This window comes from Sporosarcina sp. FSL K6-3508 (assembly GCF_038615825.1).
Classification (GTDB): domain Bacteria; phylum Bacillota; class Bacilli; order Bacillales_A; family Planococcaceae; genus Sporosarcina; species Sporosarcina newyorkensis.
The window spans coordinates 616,477-638,789 of the sequence record NZ_CP152016.1 but is presented as its reverse complement, the minus strand read 5'-3'; the positions used below and the strand labels follow the sequence as shown (position 1 = coordinate 638,789).

14 protein-coding genes and 1 pseudogene are annotated in these 22,313 nt (G+C 42.5%); 2 read left to right on the top strand and 13 right to left on the bottom strand.

Translation table 11 applies throughout. The features are described from left to right. Positions 1–830: 830 nt before the first annotated feature. The 4 genes from MKX97_RS02975 to MKX97_RS02960 form a co-directional block, all read right to left on the bottom strand. A complete protein-coding gene (locus MKX97_RS02975; RefSeq protein ID WP_342536913.1) occupies positions 831–2,216 on the bottom strand; it encodes a S41 family peptidase in 1,386 nt (461 codons plus the stop codon). A gap of 94 nt (positions 2,217–2,310) precedes the next feature. Beyond that, positions 2,311–2,862 carry a tyrosine-type recombinase/integrase gene (locus MKX97_RS02970; RefSeq protein WP_342537473.1) on the bottom strand — a complete coding sequence of 184 codons (552 nt, stop codon included), beginning with the start codon at positions 2,860–2,862 and terminating at the stop codon, positions 2,311–2,313. A 441-nt stretch (positions 2,863–3,303) separates the two neighbouring features. Continuing rightward, positions 3,304–4,293 (bottom strand): S-layer homology domain-containing protein, encoded by a 990-nt coding sequence (locus MKX97_RS02965; RefSeq protein WP_342536912.1) that lies wholly within the window; start codon positions 4,291–4,293, stop codon positions 3,304–3,306. A 170-nt stretch (positions 4,294–4,463) separates the two neighbouring features. Further along, positions 4,464–5,243, bottom strand: a complete 780-nt coding sequence (locus tag MKX97_RS02960; RefSeq protein ID WP_342536911.1) for an SH3 domain-containing protein — start codon at positions 5,241–5,243, stop codon at positions 4,464–4,466. A gap of 588 nt (positions 5,244–5,831) precedes the next feature. Here MKX97_RS02960 and MKX97_RS02955 point away from each other — a divergent pair. Both MKX97_RS02955 and MKX97_RS02950 read left to right on the top strand, forming a co-directional pair. Further along, positions 5,832–6,887 (top strand): integrase core domain-containing protein, encoded by a 1,056-nt coding sequence (locus MKX97_RS02955; RefSeq protein WP_342536910.1) that lies wholly within the window; start codon positions 5,832–5,834, stop codon positions 6,885–6,887. Positions 6,888–7,278: 391 nt separating this feature from the next. Next, a pseudogene (locus tag MKX97_RS02950) lies at positions 7,279–7,539 on the top strand (integrase core domain-containing protein); the annotation flags it as partial. Positions 7,540–8,043: 504 nt separating this feature from the next. On the opposite strand, the gene MKX97_RS02945 reads toward MKX97_RS02950, so the two are convergent. The 9 genes from MKX97_RS02945 to MKX97_RS02905 form a co-directional block, all read right to left on the bottom strand. Next, a complete protein-coding gene (locus tag MKX97_RS02945; protein ID WP_342536909.1) occupies positions 8,044–11,358 on the bottom strand; it encodes an S-layer homology domain-containing protein in 3,315 nt (1,104 codons plus the stop codon). Between the two features lie 488 nt (positions 11,359–11,846). After that, the gene (locus MKX97_RS02940; protein ID WP_342536908.1) at positions 11,847–12,557 is read right to left on the bottom strand and encodes a WecB/TagA/CpsF family glycosyltransferase; all 711 of its coding nucleotides are present in this window, start codon (positions 12,555–12,557) and stop codon (positions 11,847–11,849) included. After that, positions 12,554–13,846, bottom strand: a complete 1,293-nt coding sequence (locus tag MKX97_RS02935) for a nucleotide sugar dehydrogenase (RefSeq protein WP_342536907.1) — start codon at positions 13,844–13,846, stop codon at positions 12,554–12,556. The genes MKX97_RS02940 and MKX97_RS02935 overlap by 4 nt, the downstream gene beginning before the upstream one ends. Positions 13,847–14,089: 243 nt before the next feature. Further along, complete coding sequence (locus MKX97_RS02930) at positions 14,090–15,271, bottom strand: S41 family peptidase (protein ID WP_342536906.1); 1,182 nt, start codon at positions 15,269–15,271, stop codon at positions 14,090–14,092. A gap of 101 nt (positions 15,272–15,372) precedes the next feature. Next, the gene (locus MKX97_RS02925) at positions 15,373–16,539 is read right to left on the bottom strand and encodes an S-layer homology domain-containing protein (RefSeq protein ID WP_342536905.1); all 1,167 of its coding nucleotides are present in this window, start codon (positions 16,537–16,539) and stop codon (positions 15,373–15,375) included. Between the two features lie 255 nt (positions 16,540–16,794). Next, positions 16,795–17,784, bottom strand: coding sequence for a nuclease-related domain-containing protein (locus tag MKX97_RS02920; protein WP_342536904.1), 990 nt, complete (start codon positions 17,782–17,784; stop codon positions 16,795–16,797). A 523-nt stretch (positions 17,785–18,307) separates the two neighbouring features. Beyond that, positions 18,308–20,047 (bottom strand): hypothetical protein, encoded by a 1,740-nt coding sequence (locus MKX97_RS02915; protein WP_342536903.1) that lies wholly within the window; start codon positions 20,045–20,047, stop codon positions 18,308–18,310. Continuing rightward, on the bottom strand, positions 20,048–20,734 hold the full coding sequence (locus MKX97_RS02910; RefSeq protein WP_342536902.1) for a hypothetical protein: 687 nt from the start codon (positions 20,732–20,734) through the stop codon (positions 20,048–20,050). It lies immediately after the preceding gene. A gap of 1,103 nt (positions 20,735–21,837) precedes the next feature. Further along, a complete protein-coding gene (locus MKX97_RS02905; RefSeq protein ID WP_078817050.1) occupies positions 21,838–22,287 on the bottom strand; it encodes a transcriptional regulator in 450 nt (149 codons plus the stop codon). Positions 22,288–22,313 lie beyond the last annotated feature (26 nt).

The window sequence follows — 22,313 nt, the reverse complement described above, 5'->3', positions numbered from 1 at the left end:
ATTTTTTTCCTACCCTTATATAACTAACGATTATCTTTATGTACACGTTGATCTAGCATGGAAATTTGAACATATCTTTACCAAATTTCTTATAACTCCTACTCGTCTTTATTTCATTTCACAATTATCCATAACCTTGTTCCCCTGTCATTTTACCTATCATATCCCAAAAATTCCAAATAGTCTACATATTTCACCGAGTATTTTCACCCTAAGAAAACTTCATTTTTTTCCGCTCACTTTCGTACCAATGCACAACTTTTTATGAATGAAAAAAGAGAGAAAACTAAGGAATTTTCTTTACACAACACCTCCTCACGACAGTCATTGGAGGGCAGATAACTATTTAAACTAACTTACATTTTTTCACAAGATGTCACCTTTGTATGGAGGTTGCAAAATCGATTTCAGCTCAACATCTACTTCATATTGTTTACAAGTCCTGTTATCTGAAAAAATGAGCGAACTGTATCCTTTTCGCCCCTCCCTTCTATTTAAAAAGAAAGTTTTTTCCAATGACACATTATCTAGCTCCGTAAGCCAAATTCCAGAACGAAATCAAAATGGCCGCAGCCCTACGCCGGCATGTTAATCTTCAATAGAATGAGATGAACAAGACCGGCCGTGCATTCTTGAAATGATTTGTTGTTATTCAGTGAAGTGAATTGAGTGTTGTACTACCAGTAAGTAGAATGCAAATAAGAATGCCCAAGCATTGCGGGCATTCTTATTTGCGTCACATTTTGTATAGTTTTTCTATCTAATCGAATTCCTTCTCTGCATACGAATTAGAATAAGATTGCAATATGTTAATAGAAGAGGAACTGATTTCACTTCCCATCAACTGTCACACCCATATACACACCTTGCTTCATAAGCTTCCCCTGTAGATTCTTCCATTTTGGATGAATAACTAATATATAAGATGCACCTGCTTTCAGCTGTTTTTCAGGTTTTACAGTGATTGTCCGTCCATTTTTCTTTTCAACCGTAACTGCTTGTTCCCCTCCACCCAATTCGATCAACTGGATTGCTTCTTTGAACTCTGAGTCGTTCCACTTCATTGGCATGGTCATCTCTACATCAAATGTTTTGGTAACTGGAACAGCATCCAATGCGGGCAATCGTTTGTAGTTGCTCCATTGGCTAATTAATTGATGCTCGTGAGCTACTTGGATTTCCATGCCTTCTTTCGTTAGGGTATCCGGCTTCACCCCTACTTGATCGACTTTCTTTCCTCCAGGTGACAAGAAACGCGCAATGGTCATCTTCAAGACACTGTCATCAGAAAGTTGGTACATTGTCTGCATGGATCCTTTTCCATATGTTGTTTGACCATAGAGCGTTGCCGCTTTCCGCTCCTTCACAGAAGCCGCCACCATTTCTGAAGCGCTGGCACTGTAACTGTTAACAAGCAACGCAACCGGGCCATGAAACTGGATAGGTTGCTCAATGACTGGAAAGGTCTCGGTTTTATCTCGATACTTTATCTGATATGCCTGTTTCATCTTCGTGAACAAGCCCATCACTTGCTGTGCTGCTCCAACATGTCCACCGCCATTATCGCGCAAGTCTAAGATCCAACTCTCAACTTCTGGCATTTGCCGGATTGCTTTTTGGATACTCTTTGCTGCATCTTCCGAAAAGCTATGAAGACGAATATATCCTACGTTACCTCCCAGCATCATCTGTTCCACATTCACAAGTTGAATTTCTTGTCGTCTCAATGTTTTCCTAAAGGGCTTTACAGAAGGACGTTCAATTGTCAAAGTTACTGGTGTGTTGGCTGATCCGCTAATGAACGGGATGGCCGCCTGCACAGATTTACCCGCCAACTCCTCACCATCCGCATGTGTAATAATATCACCGGCTAAAATACCGGCCTGATCGGCAGGTGCGCCAGGTACAACAGAAACAATTTGGACACCCCGCTCATGTTCTTCCAGTACAACTCCAACCCCGACAATCCGTTGCTCAATGCCATTCATAAACTGCTCAAATTCATTTTTCGACATAAAGTTCGTATACGGATCTAGCTCTTCTAGTAGTTCTGAAATTGTAGGCTTATTCAGCACAGAATCAGGCACTATATCAACATATTCACTTTCGATCAGCTGGCGAACTTCATTCACCGGCTCAGAACCAGCAAGTACACTTGACGGAATAAAGAACAATGCTAGAGAGAACAGAAGAAACGATTGCAGTTTTAGCTTCATTTGAGTTAGCTCCTTTTGAGTAGCTTAGTAGTATATAAGACTATGTTAAACGTTGTAATTATATCATATAGACAGTGAGTACGATGGGCGGCATTTATCCAAAGTCGAATCGCTCCACCGCTTCCCGCATCTCTTTATGAGGTACATGCAAATAAACAGACGTTGTTTTTAAACTAGCATGTCCCAATAGCTTTTGAATAACTGCAATATGTGTCTCCTGCTTAACTAAAAAGCTGGCAAAAGAATGACGTAAAATATGACTCGTTACATGTTTATTAATCCCAGCTTTTTGCGAAGCAACCTGCAATATTTTATTAACATATTGGATAATGACCTCCCCTGTCCTTTTCAAGGAAAAAAATAAAAGAGAGTCTGTGTCAGGACGAACTTTTGTCAAATAAGATGTAAGCTGTTCAACTAATTGAGGACTCATCGGCAATTCTCTATGCTTTCCACCCTTACCTTTTCGAATGAAAATAATTCTTTCATTTAAATTCACATCTGCAAGTTTTAAATTCCGGCATTCACTCACTCGCATTCCTGTATGAATCATCGTAAAAATAAAGGGATAAAGTATTTCATGATCAATTGCTGCTAGTAACGTACTCAGTTCTCGCCGAGTGAGGTAATTCCTCTCTTTCTCTATAGTTTTCTACAGATCCACTTCTTCCAGTGGATTTTTCATAATAAATCCTTTTCTCTTTAAACAATAGAATAGTCGATCTAATGTATTCAATTTCCGATTGATAGTAGTGGGTTAACATCCTCTTTCAATTATTAAGTAGCGCATGAATTCCTCAATTAATTCTCCTGTAATCTCTGTTACCTCCCGCGGTAAAAACCATTTCATAAATTGGCAGCTATCGATCTTATATCCCCGCAAAGTCTCCTGGCTTAATCCACGTAGCATCGCCCAATTATCAAATATTCTAAGTCCTTCTTGTATTATTAAAATTTAGGCACAAAAAAGAACCTGCAGAGATTGCTCTCCGCAGGATCATATTTCTTCAGATCCTAGATCGCCACGTATTCAAAGAAGTGTCTAAATTGTGTGGCGCACAGGTACCTTGAACTAACAGCAACTCTTTTAGCGCACAAGCCACAGTCCGTAGATAGAATCCTTATAACGGTCTTTCGTATATCCGTAAGTAGCATAGACAGCAAATTCATGCGAAGGATCGATATAAACGTCTCCGGTCTTGATTGCATAATTGATAGCGTTTACCCACTCCTCGAAAGTGATCGGGGAACCAATTCCATTAATATGTTTCTCAACATAGCTGCGGTCACTTGCGGCGTCTAAACCCAAAGTGCCCCGACCGAAGTTTTGCTGGGTTTTATACTTATGTTCAAAAACGGTTTCTCTAATCCGTTTCATATGCTCATCCACCTTTGCATCTGTCCATCCATTAGGAATTTTTATACCTATTTGCCTTGGAAAGAACCCATCTCTATGCATATGAATCGGTTTTGCTACAAAATTCTTGTCCATATAAATAATATTGTTTATCAGTAAAGTATAGTCAAGACGGGTCACTTGTTGATTAGGCTGGAATCTGCCATCGGGTCTTTCAAAGATCCCGTTGGAATAAAGCGCACGTGCATAAGGCTTAGCCCAGTGATCTGTTTGCATATCGATGAAGTCATATGGCGCCTTCACTTTCAAAGAATAAGCATTGACCAGAATTTTGGACATCTGTGCATGTGTGATAGGGGCTTCTGGATAAAAATACCCGTTATCCCCATCGATAATGCCTGCCCGGTAGAGTTTTTGGACAGCATTATAGTATGGGTGTGTTTTCGGGACATCTTTAAAGACAGCCGCTTTTCTGGTGGGTTTTAAATCAATGGTCCTGTCTATCAAGATGGCGATATGCTTCCTGGAGATGAGTTCACTGGGTCTAAATGTACCGTCCGGATAACCGTTAATGACTCCTCTGTCTCTCATATCTTTAATAATAGGAAAAAACAAATTGTCGCTATTTATGTCTTTGAAATCTGCCGCTTCTGCCTGGACAGCGATCACCGGGATAAGGGGGAGTGCAGCAAGTGTGGATAATAGGATTTTTTTATTCATGTTAGACTCCTTTTGCTAAAAAGCTGTTGATTAATTCGCAGTTTTTATTCATCGTAAATCAGTGGGGGTAAAAAGAATAATGGGTTTTGCAAATTATACCGCTAATTGAAAAATAACCGACCTGATGTGGAAAATAGCCTCCTGATCAATAAATCAGAAGGCTATTTTTGTTATTTCCCCTGCTTTACAGCTACTAATTCTGTATAGATATTACCTTTATTATCTGTACTCTTAATAATTCCTACTCCCTTGGCCAAATACTCCCTTGCCCCGTTTGGAAAGCGTAGGATGACAACATTTTTGAAAGTACCAGCCTTTACTTTAATGGTTTTAGTCGTACTCTCTATAAGCACCTTATAACTGGACTCCATACCGTAAATAGTGACATAACTTCCCTGTTTTATAGGGAGTGGAGTTTCCACGAAAGTAAAATCAGACTCAGAGACACCCATCCGGAAATATCCATCTCTCTCGGAATACGCATACTTCGGGTAGTCATAAGAGGAGTAGCTATCGCTGCTATATAAATATGCTGAGCTGCCCTCTCTCTTTACTTTGAATGTCTCTTTTCCATCACCTTCCATGAATGAAGGTGAATATGATAGGATCAGGCCGTTCACAGGCATTAGCCCGCCGCTCACGGTTGTTGGAGCAGGAACTGCATTTGGGTTCTTCTTAGAAAGCGCAGAGGTATATACATACCCCTTGCTATTCCCTGCCTGAATATATGACCAGCCCTTTGAAGAAGAGAGGACCGTCACTTTTGACTTATTTTTTACCGTACCCAGCCTATTGGCATGCTGGTCCGGTTTTACACGCAGAATAATGTCATTTTTGGCATTCACGTACATCTCTGTACCTTTTGCAGCATCGGCGTCTTGTGGTGCAAGTATATAGATGCTACCGATCAATAGGAACATTATTACTGATTTCAATACCAATTTACTCATTTACTTCACTCCTTTTCTAGTTACTTTTGATCATATCATAGAATGGAATGAGCTGATAGCTTTATTAAGATCAACCATGAGGATACATAAAAAGCTATTTTCATATGATAATATTTTAATACTTATATACTTTTCCTCACACAAAAACTTAAACATCTATAGACCTTTCATTCGATGCGTGGAACTTAAAATAGGTTACCGGTTCCCCAAACAATTTTTTGACTTTAGATAATGCAATTAACCACCCGATTCCTTGATCAGTAGATTCCTTTTTTGTCTCTTACTCTGTTATTAGATCAAGAGTTTCTTTTACGTTCAGAATATAAGTATCAGGAAGGAGCATTCTCAGAATAGAAAAAGATCCTACAGAGATTTCTCTCTACAGGAACTTATTTCTTCAGATACTAGGCTGACTTATCGTCAGAATAGTGTCTGAATTGTGTGGCACACAGGGAGCTTCAATTAATGTACAAAGAAAATTCCGCCTCTATTTAGACCTTGAAACTTTCCGTTACAATAGATGTAAATCTGAATCAAACTAGGAGGGATCTTCGTGAACATGAATAAGTTACGTAACTGTTGCAAAGAATGGCTACATTACCTGGGGCGCTTCCTGCGACTCTACTTCCAATCGACACAAGCGGTCAGGATGGAAAACATCGCTCTCAGAAGCCAGCTGGCATTATACATTCAACGATACGAGAAAGAAAAACTACCAAATCCCACGTCAACGCCAGCATTTCGACAGCTCTGGGTGTTCCTCTCCAAACATCTAAGGAATTGGAAAGAGGTACTGCTGATCGTCCAGCCCGAGACTGTCATTCGTTGGCATCGACAGCTTTCAAGTTCCATTGGCAGCGAATATCGAAGAAAATAGGTCGACCCAATTTATCATCTGCAACCATCCAATTAATCAAACGCATACATAAGGAAAATCCCTTGTTATCACCGGAGAAAATTCATGAAAGGTTGCTAACTTTAGGGATTGAAAAGTCGCCTGCACCGAATACAATCGCCAAATATCTGCCTACCACCAGAAAGCCACCTTCGCAAAAACAGGTGCAATCCTGGAAGTTGTTCCTGAGTAACCATCATCACGATCTGTGGGCTACTGATTTCTTTACCATCCCTACAATAAAGTTCCGAGTGCTGTACGGCTTGGTCGTTATCCACCACCAGAGCCGTGAAATCGTATACTTCGCCGTTACCACAAACCCAACAGCCGAATGGACTATCCAGCAATTTCGGAATGCAACGCCTTTTGGGAAAGCACCCAAATATTTAGTACATGACAACGACCTAATTTTCTGTTCCAAAGCCTTCCAATCATTTTTGCAATCATCAGGAATTTCTTCGAAGAAGACTGCCTATCGCTCGCCATGGCAGAATCCCTATGCAGAAAGAGTTATTGGAACGGTGAAGAGAGAACTGTTGGACCACATCATTCCACTGAATGAACGGCATTTGCATTCCCTACTTCGTGAATACGTAGTTTATTACAACAACGATCGCACTCATCAAGGAATCAACGGCAAGACGCCAATACCTTCACCTGTTTACCTTCCTACTTTGGCGGAAGACACAAAATTAGAGGCGACTCCCGTGTTGAATGGCCTCTATCATACATACAAGAAGGCAGCATAGCCTACTATCCACTCGCCAAAATATTTTTAAAAACCTTTAAGATAGGCTTATTTGGCATGCCTTTCTTTTTTACGTTCACTTTTTTGGAATATAGAATGGAGGAAGTGAAGCCCAGTTTCTGATTGATAACATCAAAAAAGAAAAACCAACCGAAGTAATTCTAATGATTTCTCTCCGAATGGACTTTTTGAAGGTGACAAGATACGATGCTGCATTGCACACTGCAAGCCAACATAAAAAGGGATGATCGTTAATATAGAGAGGTATGGGGAGAACCAGCAAAATAAAAAAGACAATCTTCATCGTTTCACCATCTTTATTGTAATACTATAAGAATAGCATACTAGAACGAAGTTGTTACCTATTATAGTAAAACAATCGCTCGCCATGGCAAAATCCCTATGCAGAAAGAGTCATTGGTACGGTGAAGAGAGAACTGTTGGACTACATCATCCCACTGAATGAGCGACATTTACATTCACTGTTACGAGAATACATCAGCTATTACAACAATGATCGGACACATCAAGGCATAAACGGCAAGACGCCAACTACTTCATCAACGTATCTCCCGACTTCAGCGGAAGAGACAAAACTCGAGGCGATACCTGTACTAAATGGTCTCTATCATACATATAAGAAGGCAGCTTAGCCCAGTCTTCACTCGCTCAAATTTTTTTACCTTTCAAGAAAGGCTTCTTTGGCATGCCTTTCTTTTCTTATGGGCACTTTTTTGTATACTGTATGAATGGAGTGAAGACGGATTTCTGATACTTTTCATGAGAATAAGAAAAGCCATCCGGAGAAATCTTAGTGATTTCTGTCCGGATGGACTTTTTGAAGGCGACAGTGTAAACCGCTTCTTGCTTGGAGGCTCAGAAGAACCATCAGTTGAAAAAGTATATGACATGGATTGCAAGGTTGCCGTTTGGTAAAAACGGCAACCTTGCAACACAACAGGCCCTCTATCCTTAATTGGAAAGAGGGCTTGTTTGTATTTTACAGTAAGTACAGAGAAGGGGAATTCTCAGAATAGAAAAAGACCCTGCAGAGATTGCTCTCCACAGGATCTTTCTTCAGTTGCCAGACTATCATATCATAAAAATTATTTCTTAATTATGTGAGAACCTGACACCTAAACTACAAGCATAGCTTATTAGTTTGCTGTAGTATTTGAAGTATCTGTGTCTGCTGCTGTTTGGTTAGCAGTACTTGCATTTCCTACAAGGTCTTTAAATACTCCTGCATCTGCAACAGTTAAAGTTACATTTCCTGTAGTCGCTAGAGCAGCATCTAAAGTCAATACGATTGTATTGTCATCAGCTGTAGTACCAGTAGCCACACTTGCTACTGTTTGACCTGCATCAACAGCTGTTCCAGTTAAAGCATACTTTGCAATTGTTGCAAAGTCTGATGCTGAGTCATCAATAGCTTCATCAAATGTAACAGTAATTGTATTAGGAGTGCCTGCAGCATATACAATGCCTGTAATTGATGGACCAGTTGTATCAGGTGCTGCATAAGGAGTTACAACCGTGCCGATGCTTAATACACCAGTAACTGCATGTTTTGATACAGTTACAACGATTGTTGCTACTTTATCATCAGCTATTCCTGCTGCTCCAGCTTCAGTTACTGTTACTGTAGCTGTTCCTTCTTTTTTAGCAGTTAATTCTACGCCAGTAGCTGTAGTTTTAGCAGTTACAACACCTGTATCTGAAGAAACAGCTGTGTCAGCTTGACCTAAGTTAAGCGTTGTATTAGTTACAGGAGCTGTAACTGGTGTAGCTAAATCAGGAACTGAACCTGTTCCAGCTTGAATAATTTCAATCGAAACTTTATCTGCAGAATCTTTAACGTAAGTTGCCTTAACACCACCAAGAACAGCAGTTTCAAATGCGTCTTCATCAATTACGTTTCCAGCAGCGTTCTTGAATGAAGCACCTTTATAGCTTACTGGTTCTTTGCCATTGAAAGTTACTTCTTTTTCTTTTGTATCAATTGCAACGATATCACCAGTTAAAGTAGGTGCTACTTCAGTTGTTGAAGTGAATGTTGCTTTTGCAGTGTGCTGACCCAAGAATACTCTATCATTATCATTTGTAGTTCCATTAGCAGTTACTTCAACTGAAGTTGTTTTATTACCTGCTGAGTAAACATCAATTGAATTTACTCCTGTAGTAGTATCACGATCAACAGTAGCAGTTTTTCCTGGCGCTACTACTACATCAGATTTTCCTAGAACCTGTACAGTTACATCATTGGCTCCAGTATTCTTAACTGTATAAGATACTTTTACCCCTTGATTCGTAACAGCTTTACCAGATTGGTTAGCTGCAGCGAATGCAAATGATGCTTTATCTGTACCTTCAAATGTAGTATCTTCGTCACCATCTGCATTCTTAACTTCTAGTTTACCACCGATAACTTTTTCAGCCGCAAAGTAAGTTTTTTCAGCCAAGACTGTGACTTCACCTTCATCAAGGTTTCCTTCAACAGAAGTAGAGTCGTTAATATCGATCCATGCTATTGGAGTTGCATAGTCATTAACTTTACCACTATAGATAGTAAATTCACCTTTACCATCTTTATCTAAACGAACAGCGATTTGTTTAGTATCACCAGTAACACCTTTTGAAGCATCTGTTTTAAATTCTGCAGACGTTTCAGTGCTAATCACACGGTCAAGATTTTCATTGAATGCCACATTGACTGTTTGACCAGCTGCAACTTTACCTGCTTTATCTTTAACTTCAACTTGGAAAGTACGTCCATTTGAAGTTCCAATTGCAGCTTCTTGACCTGTTTTAGAAGCGATTTTCATTTCATATTCGGCTTGTACAGAAGTAAATGTAACTTTGTCTGTAGTAACACGTAGTTCTTTTTGATCTAATTTATTATCATCTGTTCCAACGTTTTCAATAAACGCTACTGGAGTTGCAGAAGTGTTAGTACCTGAAACAGAGAAAGTAGCTTCACCTTTAGAGTTAGTTATCACTTCAACAGTTACAGGAGTTGTTCCATTGCTTAATTGTGATGGATTAATCCCATTAATTTTCGCAGTTGATAACTGATCTGGATTCACATTAATGTTTTCTAAGAATGACAAATCAATTTTTTGTCCTGATACAGGCTTTCCAGTTTCAGGGTTTTTATATGTTACTTTATAAAGTTTGCTATCCCCATTAGATAAAGAATTTCCTACTTTTTCATCTACTGAAGAGATTTCTAGAACTGTATCTACACCCCATACAACTTGAGCTACATCACGAGTAGTAGGTGCGCCTGTAGGATAAACTGCAACTGAGTCAATACCAGCATTGTATTGTGTATAAGAGAATGTAGCGATACCATCTGCATTTGTTACTGCTTCAAATACTTGGTCTTTGTTTAATGTTGTTCCAACTGCATCTACGTTGAAAGTAACAGGAATTCCAGCTTCTTTAACGCCAGCGTCAGCAGTAAGAATAACTTGTTGACCCACTTTACCTTGTACGGATGTTTGAGTCATTTTAATTGTAGATGGAATTACAGCAGATACGCCAGTGAATGAACCAATAGCCTTCTCATTCAAAGTAACTGTGTACTTTTCTCCACCTTTTTGAACAGCAGTTGTTAGAACAACAGTTTTGTTGTCAGTTTGTTTTACTGCAGCGTTAGATACAGTCAAACCGTCGATTTTGAAGTTCAAAGAGTTAAGATTTTCAACTGAATCCTTGAATGCAACTTCAACAGTTGTAGCGTTAACCGCCTTAACTGAAGCAACTCCTGGTGCTACTACTCCACCTTCAACATCAGAGAAGTCTGCGTTGATAGTTTTGTGTAGGAATGTAGCAAAGTGACCACGAGTAGTTGTAGCTTTAGGGTTGAACTCAGGTGCAGCTGGGTTTGTGATGTCGAAGAAGTCCAATACGTCGATTGCTGGACGTGCTTCAGCTTTCGCTTTACCTAGGTCAGTAACGTCTTTTTTGAAATCTTGGTCTGCAACATATGAAGCAAGATCGATGTCATGTACGCGGTCGAATGCGCGAACAAGAACGATTGCCATGTTTTCACGAGTGATGTCGCCAGTTGGATCTAGTTTGCCATCTGGAGTTCCTACGAACACACCGTTATCGTAAACTACTGCAGCCATTTCAAGCAATTCTTTGTTTGAAGTAGACTTTAGGTCTGCGAAACGTGGTTTTGATTGAGCGTCAGTTGGCACTTTATAGCCTTCTGATACAAGCCATTTACCCATCAATTTAACTACGTCAGAACGAGTCAAAGTTTTGTTCGGTTTGAATGTACCGTCTTCGTACCCTTTGATTACACCCGCTTCAGATAGTGCGTTGATTGCTTCTTCGTGCGTGTTGCCTTTTGTGTCAGAAAAATCTGCCGCGAATGCAACTGGTGCTACTGCTGATGCTACTAGAGCAGCTGAAGCAGCCCCTACTACAAACTTGCGATATTTCGTTGGTTGGTTAGCCATTGAATAATTTCCTCCTCTTAGGTATCTCTGTTTTTGCCGGTTTACTACCTATGTATGAAAGTAGTAGGCATTACACAGTAAAGTATAGATAAGAACGGTCGAGATGTCAATTGAAATTTAGAAAGTTTGCTAGATTACTAACAAACATCGACAATTCTTTTTCGCCGCAACTTCTATTCTACCGAAATTTCTAGAAGATGCAAGTATTTGCCAAGACTTTTTTAAAATAGGGTCATTTGGCTACTCTTGGAAAAACGACATACAAAAAGGCTTGAACAGATGGGAACTGTTCAAGCCTTTTTGTTTGCGGTCAACCAACCGTTACGCTTCGCGTGGCATTGTGCTATATGCTAAGAGAAAATTATCCTTACACTTCCGTATTCTATCATTAAGTTTACTAGATTACAAGATGTGTTTGATAGTTTGTGTTTTAATATTGAAATAAAATTTCTTTCCGTCATTTCAAATCGCAAGCATTCATCTACGACTCACTTTTTCCTATATACCTCAACCAAAAACTTTGGTAGATTCATTTGCCGTTTGATCCGGCTTGGTTCAAGCATTAAACGATACAACCATTCCGCTCCTGCTTTTTGGAATGCAACAGGAGCGCGTTTAATGTTACCAGCTAGGACGTCGAATGAGCCGCCTACTCCCTGGTAGAGAATCGGGTGTAGCTGGTTTCGGTGTTGTTCAATCCATTGTTCTTGTTTTGGTGAGCCCATGGCGACGAATAAAATGTCGGGTTGAGCTTTGTTTATCGTGTCGAGTACTACTTGCGTGTCTTTTTCATAGCCGTGCTGGACGCCTGCGATTTGAATGTCAGGATGAAGTTCTTGTAATCTCTTAGCGGCAGCGTCCGCTACTCCGGGTTTGGCGCCGTATAGGAAGATTCGCTTTCCTCTTTTGGCTGCTTCTTGTACAATGCGGTCCATCATGTCGATGCCGGTGACGCGTGAGCGAATCTGGCCTTTTTTCAGCTTGGAAGCGAGGATGACGCCGATGCCATCCGGGATTTGGAATTCCGCCCGGTTTAGCAGTGCTTTTAGTTCGGCGTCTTCTTTCGCTTTCATGAGCTTTTCAGGGTTGATCGCAACGACGAGTGATTTTTTTCCTTCATCTATATTCGCGAAAACCTTCGGAATCAGTTCATCATAGTTTTCGGTGTTGACGTTAACGCCTAGTATTTCTTCTTTCATGAGTAAAGCTGTCCCTCTTTTTTGCCGTCTCCTAGTTTGAAGAAGCGATATTCTGCTTGCTCCCATCTATCAGGATTAAGGGCATTTTTTGTATCGAGCATAATCGGTCTCGGTTGTTTTGTTTTCAGACTCGCTGGGTCAAGCTGTTTGAATTCATCATGATCGGTAGTTAATAGAAGAAGATCGGCGTCTTGGATTGCCTCTTCTATTGTTGCAGTTTGCGTCGGGTGCTGCAGTTCCTTGATGTGTGGATCAAAGGAATTGACTTCCATGCCCAGTCCTTGCAGTGCTTCGATGACTTTTGTGGCCGGGCTTTCGCGCATGTCGTCGACGTTTCCTTTGAAAGCTAGTCCGAGAACCGCCACTTTGCCGTTTTCGATACCGAATTGCGAAAGTAGTTTCTGCGCTCTATGTGCAGTATACAGCGGCATACCGTCATTTGTCAGACGTGCCTTTTTAATGATATCCGCTTTGTCCGGTGCCAGTTCAACTAGGAACCATGGATCAACTGCGATACAGTGACCGCCTACGCCTGGTCCTGGTGTATGGATATTTACGCGTGGATGGAAGTTCGCGAACTTGATTGCTTCCCAAATGTCCACGTCGATGCCTTCCGCGATTTTCGCAAGTTCATTAGCAAATGCGATATTAACGTCGCGGTACGTGTTTTCCATTACTTTGACGAGTTCTGCTGTTGTAGCGTCCGTAAGATGAATCGTCCCTTGTACGAAAGCTTGGTATAGTTCTTTCGTCAATTCTGCTGATTTCGGATTGATGCCGCCTACGATGCGGTCGTTATTGACAAGTTCTTCGAAGATCTTGCCTGGGATAACGCGTTCTGGTGAATGAGATACGAATAGTTCTTCGCCCAAGATCAGACCTGTCTTGCGCAGTTCTGGCAGCATTACATTTTCGACTGTTTTTGGCGGGACAGTGGATTCTAAAATCACAAGTGCACCTTTTTTGACGTATGGCACGATGGATGCTGTCGCCTGGCGAATGAATTCCAAGTTAGCCGTGTTGTCCGGGTTGATTGGTGACGGGACAGCTATGATGTAGACGTCTGCTTCTACTGGTGTAGTCGAAGCTGTGAAGTGTCCTTCGTCGACTGCTTGTTCCAAACGTTGTTGCAGGCCATTTTCTTCTATATGTAGTTGTTTGTTGTTGATCAGTTTAACCGCTTGTTCGTTTTTGTCGACGCCGTGTACTTGGAGGCCGCTGTTCGCGAACATGACAGCGGTTGGCAAGCCAATGTAGCCGAGGCCTACCACGCATAGTTTCTTTTGCATAATATTTTCTACCTTCGCTTTCCGTGGGATAGTCTCCGGGATCGCGCTATTGACAGGACACTTTCTGCGGCGTCTCACCTGTTGTGCTGCCCTCGCAACCCGTCTTCTGCTTCGATCCTAGAAATGTACAGTACCTTTACTGTCTATAATTGTTTAGTAATTAAAAGTTAAGAGACAAAACATATATTCATTAATATATTCTCATCTACACAGTATACCAAGTTATTGACTTACCGACCAATTTTATTTCTTTTGGGTGGTCTGTACTTTGAATGTTGTATAGGTTCCTTGTTTTACAGTTCGTCCACTCGTACTTTTTGTTCCTGGATGAACGATGAGCATGTATTCTGCGCCAAGCTGCATTGGTTTGGCGGGTTGTATGGTCATAGTTTTGTTGTTAGTTTGTTTTTTCGTTGTAGGTATAGAGACGCTTCCGAATTTGATAAGTTCCATTTTGTCGTATGATTTTGCCGGTCCGAAGTTCATCGGTTGGGTGAACTCTACGTTGAAAGTTTTTTGTTGCGGTACGTCGGTCGGCCCTTTGGCGTGTTTATAGTTTTTACTTGCCAGATCACTTGTAATTAGACGTTTGTGCAAGCCGGTCAGTTCTGTGCCTGGTGCCATGTTGATAGTTGGTTGGACGCCTTTATGCTGGACAGGTGTTCCTTTTGGTCCAGTGTAGTGCCCGGTCGTCAGTTTCAGTGCGCCGCCGTTCGCTAGTTCGAATAGGGACTGTACGCTGCCTTTGCCTTTCGTGTTCTCCCCTACTACTACTGCTGCTTCTTGGTCTTTGACACTTACTGCGACGATTTCAGATGCGGAAGCTGAGTAGCGGTTGACAAGTACATAGGTGTTAGCCGGAAATTGATTTTTCGCAGGAATCGCTTTTGCGGATTCTGTACCCATGCGTGTTTTTAGTTTATAGGCTTCTTTCGCTTTCGGGAAAAAGCCGAGAAGTTGTTCAGCGCTTTCGACGTAGCCGCCACCGTTAAAGCGTAAGTCTAGAATCAGTTTTTCAGCGCCTTGGTTTTTAAGACGTGTCCAGTGGGTATTAACGTCTTCTAGTAGGTGCGATGAAAAAGTCTTAATTTTCAAATACCCGACATTTCCGTACATCATATGTGATTGGACATTGGTTTTATTCGTCACAGGTGCAGAGGTTGCCGCTACTTGTGTCGTTGTACCTGCACTTGCGTATTGATTCAGGTAGTCTTTGTATTCCGCTGGTGTCAGATAGACGGAGTATTCGTCGAGTTGATTAATAATTTCATTGACGTTTTTGGCTTTCTGTATGTTGTTTGGTTTCTCGCCGTAGTAGTAAAGTTCAACGATCTCTTTGACTTCGTCCAGTGTGGCAGCTTGAGACACAGGCGCTAGGCATAGCCATGCAATAATGGTGGCTGCGGCGATGACTGTTTGTTTCATTGCGGTTCCTCCTTTTATTGGTCGGGTTTCTTATGTATCTACTCACTATTGTATCTACTCACTATACCCTACATGACTGCGATTAAGCAGAGTAGATTGATTTATTTTTTCGAGTATAGGTTGACCCAGTAGATTTTACCCTGTTTGTCGGTGGCTGTTCCGGCTCCCATGTGAGTAAATGTTGGGCTAAGGAGGTTTTCTTTATGTCCGGGCGATGCAAGCCAGGCATCGGTTACTCCTTTGGCGCTAATGTAGCCAGCTGCTATATTTTCTCCGTAGGCTTTCCATTTATAGTTGAATTTCTCCAGCATTTCGGGCACTGTGCCATAGGTTGGAGAGGTATGTGTAAGTTCACCGTGTTTTGCCATGTCTTCAGCTTTGGCAGCGGCAATTTTATTGAGTGTCGGGTCTGCCTGAAGGCTTGGGACTTTGGCGGCTTTACGTTCGGCGTTAACATTGATGATTGTTTGGGCCGCTAATGATGGTTGATTGACGGGTGGTTCTGGTTTAGGCGGCTCGGGTTTTGGTTGTTCCGTTTTTGGCGGTGCTGGTTTGTCCGGCTGCTGTTGTTTATCGATGTACATTTTCTTTTGTTTATCATAGGTGATCAGACCTTTAGTGCGTTTGTTGTCGAATTCGATCGTGCGGTATAGAAATGCAGCCATCTGTGCTCGAGTGACGGGTTCATTCGGCTTGAATTCGGCGCCGGGACGCGTTGTCGTGATATTGAGTTCCGCGATCGTGATGATGTAGGTATACGAGCCATTAGACTTCGTGACGTCGGCAAAACGGATGAAGTCGTTGTCGTCGGTGATGATGTTGTAACCGAGAACGAGCAGTTTTGCCATTTGACCACGTGTCAGCGGTGCATTCGGATTGAATTTTGATTGATTGGCGAATAAACCTTTTTCGGTGAGTGCACGAATGTGGTCGTACGATCCGTGTGTCGGTTGTACATCGGTAAAATTCAGTTTGTAGGCGTTGCTCGGCTTCGCTTTGATGGCGAGCGCGATCATCTTGGCAGCCTGCGCACGCGTGACAGGTTGGTTGAGACGGTATGTGTTGTCCGGATAGCCGTTAATGATTTGATTGGCAGCCATGTAAGTAATGGCTTCATTAGCGTAATGGTCTGCCGGGACGTCTTTGAATGTTGCAGCTTCGGCGGTCGGCGCACAGGTTGCGGCGAGGGCTGTGGCAGCTATAGTAATGGCAGTGGTGCCGATGAATAGTTTTTTGTGGTGTTGCGGTTGAATGTTTGTGAGTTTCATAGATTTGACCTCCTTTTGTATGAGTATACTGGATTGTGGGGTGGGTTTGGTAGGGAATTTGGTGCGATTTATATTGTTCTTGCGTTTTGTAAGTTGGTTGGGAGTGTTATGAGCGCGCAGAAGAGGCTTATGAGCGCGAAGCGGCGTTATATGAGCGCACTCACGAGGTCTATGAGCGCGGGCTACAGGTTTATGAGCGTTTGAAGCAAATTTATGATCAAGACTCGAAGAAGCGCATGAAAAATCATGCGCTTGCTAGAATGATAAGTTTGTAGACATGGCGAGAAGTTGAGGAGCTAGTTGGTAAATGGAGGTTTTGTTTTTTCCACTCAGTTCTGTGTATGGATTGGCTAACAATCGCTTTGCTATGTGCCGTGAATGAATTCCGCTGAATTGTCTAAACTGACGGTTCGTGAGTTGTGCCCCTTTTATGTAGTACCATTCTTGCAATGTGTTTAGATGAGAGACTGCATCTTGATAGCCACATGCTTGGCACCGCCATATCCTCAGCCGCCATTTCATGGTGAGGCGATTACAAACATGACAAGTGACGCCCACTTCAAGCTCTTCTAAGGAAAGTTTATATTTTTGGATGAGTGGGTGGGGTTCAAATACCCGGTGAGCGTGGGTCAGTTCATATGCCAGCCGCTGAACTTGCTTTTCATTCAAAATTGGGGTGTTCATTTCCAGTGCTCGAAGTTTATTTGGCATCTCATAAGAAAATGCAATGCGGTGGGCGGCCATGTTTTCGATAATCAGTTCGTTATTGTACGCGAATACTACAAAATCTGTAAGGGGTACGTCGATTTGTCGCTGTTTCAGCCAGTTGCCAAGGAAATATTTTTTCCGTTCCAATTCTTCAATCGGGCTTCTTAGCACAGTCCGCTCCCCAGTCGCCGTTTCCCGTATGAATTGTGTGGGATTTTGCTTAATCTGCAATTTGCCTGCAATGTTCTTGATTTCAAATAGAACGATCACGCTTGGTGTAATGAGCAGTGAATCAATTTGGAAATAGACTTGATCTTGTTTTATATACAAGTCGTGTAAAACAGCATGTGGATAGCTTGGCGCAAACTCCCTTAGTTGATAGTCAAACTCCCTTTCCCCGCCGAATCCTGCTTTGCGGTTGTAAAGGTCTGTGCGTATTTTTTCGTATTTTTGATGGGTAGGCGGAAGTCGTTTCAGTAGTGCATGTTGGGCGATGATCAGTTTAGGTATGGTACGTGTTTTATAAATCAGATACATTCCCTCCTGTTTAAGTGTTGTAACGCTTATTATAGCAAGAATTCTAGACGATGGAACATTCTGGATGTAATCCAATTTTGATGCTGAAATTGGAGATGAAATTCAATTTTCAAGATCTATTGTTGGGAGGAAATGATTTTCGCCATCTAGAATGTCGTTGAAGTATGAAGTTTCGCTAAAAATGTGTATTTGGACCTACTTGGTGTGAGGGAAGTGGGAGGGGGCTATGAGCGGTTAGGGAGTGTTTATGAGCGCGAGAAGATGAAGTATGAGCGCGGACACGGGACTTATGAGCGGCCATGGAATTTTATGAGCGCGACTTAAGGTTTATGAGCGCTTGAAGAGGTTTTATGAGCGCGGGGTACCCTGCTCTCCCCTTGCCAGGTATAAGTGCAGGGCAGGAAGGCTATGAGCGGCTAGAGAGTGTTTATGAGCGTGAGAAGATGAAGTATGAGCGCCAACAGGATTTTACGAGCGTGCTCACCCGCCAGCCAAACAAAAAAACTGCCACAAGGGCAGTTTTTTAATGTTTAATCAAGTAACGCGTGTAGGTCTTCCAGTGAGTACCTTTCCACTTGTCCCATTCCGGTAAATAGAGCGGAAGTGGATGGAAAACAGTCTGGTTATCTAGGTTGCTGTCTAAGTTATCATTCTTTAATGCGACCATACCAGGTTCAGTTCCGCTTGTTAGAATCGCGCGGTCGAGCCAAGTGAATGGTGTTTCGACGATAGTTTGTACTGCTCGACCGTTGTTGTCGAGTGTCCAGACTTTGGCTGTGTCGTTGTGTTTATTCGACAACCAATTCGTTTTGATGCTCGTTGCTTGGTTCGCTTCGTTTGTTTGTATGAACGTGTTGACATTGGTGCCGAATGGCAGTTCCAGTTGTTCATCATATGGCGCGATGCGTACTTCATAATAGGCCAACGGATTGTCTTTTTGGGTGTTGCCTAGTGCTTTATATGCCTTTAGCCATTTGTCATCCTGTGCAGGCACTTTTGATACAGAAACGACGGTGCCGCTTAGTGTGGAGATGTCCGCCGGATAGTCCGGTTGGATGCGCTCACGAATTTCCGCAAGCTTTTTCTCGTCTTTTGTCTGCCCAGGTGTGCCTTCTGGTGTTTCTTCAACATCGCCTTCCGGTTGAAGGTCTTCGTCTTCATTGTTGTCCGTCTTGCCGTCTGGGTTGTCGACAGGCTCGTCCGGATTTTCGATTAGATCATCTAATTCGTTTTGTTCCGTACCGTTTACGTCATCGAATGAATTGCCGTCGACTTCGTGATCCAGGTCGTCGTATTGATCTTCATCAATATAAACGTCTTCGGTTGGCGGCACGCCGTCAGAAGATGTTGCTGCCACTTTGCCTCCCCCGATGCTGCCTACTCCGCCTTCATCGGGAGTTTGCTCAGGATCTTCGGTAGGGGCTTGGTATGGTTCTTGATTTGGATCCTCATTCGGATTTTCATCTGGATCCACTTTCGGAACGAACGGTGTGCGGATCGCTTCATGCTGGATCGTTACAAAGCTGCCAGGTTCAATGTTTAGCCATTCGTCGTGCAATACATATGTGACGATTGTCTGGTCGGTACTGTAAATATCGATCGATGGCGTTGCGCTGTCGCGGTTGATTTTCACGATATAACCGTTGACAGGACTCGTCATAGCGGCCTCAGTCGGCAATTCAGCAATTTTTGATTCGATTGTTTCGATTTGACGTTGGACTTGAGCAAGGTCACGTTCTGCGTCTGCGATAGCTTGCGCGAAGGTACCTTCACCTATCACCTCGACGTCAACATCGATGTTCACTCGGACTTTCTTATCGTCGTTCGAGTCATAGGCATCGCTGTTGCCTATTGAGCCGCTGCTGTATTTCTGTTCATATTCCAGATCGCTGATGGTCTGACGGATCGTGGAGACTTGGTTTTGCAATGCCGATAATTCGGCGTTCAGTTGGCTGCGTTGCTGATCAATGTGATCGGTCTTCAATGAAGCGAGTTCTGTGCCGAAGTCGACATTCTCCCCTTCCTGAACGAGCCAGGAGTCAATGGTTTGATCTTCTTTCAAGTAAACAGTATGCAAGTCTTTGGGTGCAATGAACCCTTCCTTATCAAGTTCCTTCGTGTAGTCGTCCGCCGCCAGCCGCTCATAGCCGTTGACATAAAATGACTTTGGAATGACACTCTTTTCTGAAAACACAAGGTAGCTGTTCAAAGCGATGAAAGCTGTCATGAGGACCGTTACGATGATATTGCGTAACTTCACCATTTATAGTCCCCCTATCATTAATAGATTCAGCATTTTTTCGACAGGGACAAAGCCGATTGCTGCTGTAAATAACGCAAAGATGATTTGCAATGCGATCAGTAGCCAAATGACGTCTTTGCGGATTTCTTCGCCTTCATAGAAGCGAATGAATCGGTATTGCACCGCTACGATCAGCGCAGAGAAGATCGTCAGTTGATTGACGAAAAAGATAATGTACCAGTTTTCAAGAAACGTCATCGCAAGCGGTCCGAATGAAAGAACAGAGACGCTAGCTGTTTTGCCTGCTATTGTGAAGACGAGGAAGTTGATCGCTTTCTCTAATAATAGCAAGCCCACCACTACTAGTTGTAGTTTCAGCAATGGTTTGAACTGGATATTCGTCAGTTTACTAAGGATCCATGCGACACCCCAGAAGTGAAATGCCATGTAGACGAGCGACCAAAGAATTGATCCGATTAATGCGGCGTAACGGCCGATCGTGTAGTCGTCGGCTGTGCTGTTCGCCAAAATATACGTCATCGTTTCCGTGTTCATTCCCCATATGTCGCGCAGGATGAACAGGATGATGCCTAAAATGAATACACCAAATACGCGGCGTTTAAATCCCATCACCGTTCCTTGACCGAGTTCGCCAGCGAGCCGGTCTGGATATATCAATGAACGCCAATAACCGTAAGTAGAATACATATGTACTTCTCCTTTACTTCCAACTTGTCCAACTTGTTCGTTCAAATAGTATACGATTCTATCTTTACTTACTTTATCAAAAAATGACGAATTTGCAATGAATGTCTTGCTTTAGAGTGAAATTTAATAGAGGCATATAGGTTTTAGTGGTTCTGAACTAGTGAAACATCCAATGAAAGCGGACCGGGGATTTCCGCTCCGGGTGGACGCTTTCCGCGGGGCGCGCGGTGAGCCGCTTCCTTCGCTACGCTCAGTCCAGGGTCTCACCTGTCGCGCTAATCCCGCAGGAGTCGCCACCCTCCGCTCCAATCCCTACTTTTTTTGGAAAATAATAAGCGTAGCTCATTGTAAATTTCTCATGAATTGATTACACATGCTGATATTTATGACCAGAGTTCAAGAGCTTGATGGGATAGAGCATTTCTAATGAGCTTGTTGATATTAATATCACTTAACGCCCTCAAACTTAGATAAATGAGAGATGCCAGTTTTATACTCTGAAAATCAGCTTTCTTCTCAGATTTTAATAAACTAAAGAGAATTTGCGTTGTGTCTCTACACGCTAACTAAGGATTGGAGCGGAAGACGGTCGACTCCTGGGGGATCAGCGTGAGCCTTGAGACCCCGCAGGAGCAAAGCGAACGAGGAGGCTCAAGACCACGCCCCCCGGAAAGCGTACCGTCTGGAGCGCAAATCCCAGACCGTAACCCCCTTCCTCATCACTCTGACCAAGCGACACCTTAGCCCTCAGCCTCATTTATTCAAAAAACGCTAGTTCAATCTATCTATTTATTTATCTGAATGTTTCAAAATATATAAAATCGGTTATAATTGGTAATATCGCGGGTATATTAACTAATAAGGAAGAGATGTTCCCCGAAAATATAAAAAGGAGTGATGAGCGATGAATTTGGAGAAGACGATTGAGTTTACGTGGCAAGACTTTGCACTTGGTTTAGGCGGATCGGGAATTTTCGTATTGGCGCTCCATTTCCTGACACTATGAGGATGCGGACGACAACGCTACAGCCTACATAAAAACACCTCGGTTTTGACGCATGCGAGATGCGCTGTCAACTGAGGTGTTTTTTAAATGACATTTGTCAAATCATTCGCAGTCCTTCCATCAACTCCTTAAACAAGAGTCGGTTTTTCGTTTCGAGCGCATAATCTACCATACGTTCCCAATTTTCTTTCTCCAATTGCTCCACCAATCCCTCTGCTTCACGCATACCTTCTTCTTGTAGATGGCCGTCCACTTCCATCACTCCTTCGAGTATAGTCGACAAATGCATATGCAAATCGGAAACTAGCAATAATTGATAAAGTGGGATTCTAATGAACCGACGCCCTCGTTGAAAGACGAATACCTCTCCTAAGTTCTCAATTTGTAAGCTCCTTATATTGATGATAATCTCCTTACCTTCTGCCGGAACAAACTGGTATACTTCATCGTTTTTAATGATCGAGAAATACTGGTAGGCGAATACAAGGCGTAGATGGAACTCTTCCTTACTTGTAAAAAAAGGCTTGATCCGCTGAATGAGCAGCATGTTTTTCTCCCCCTTCATTATTAATT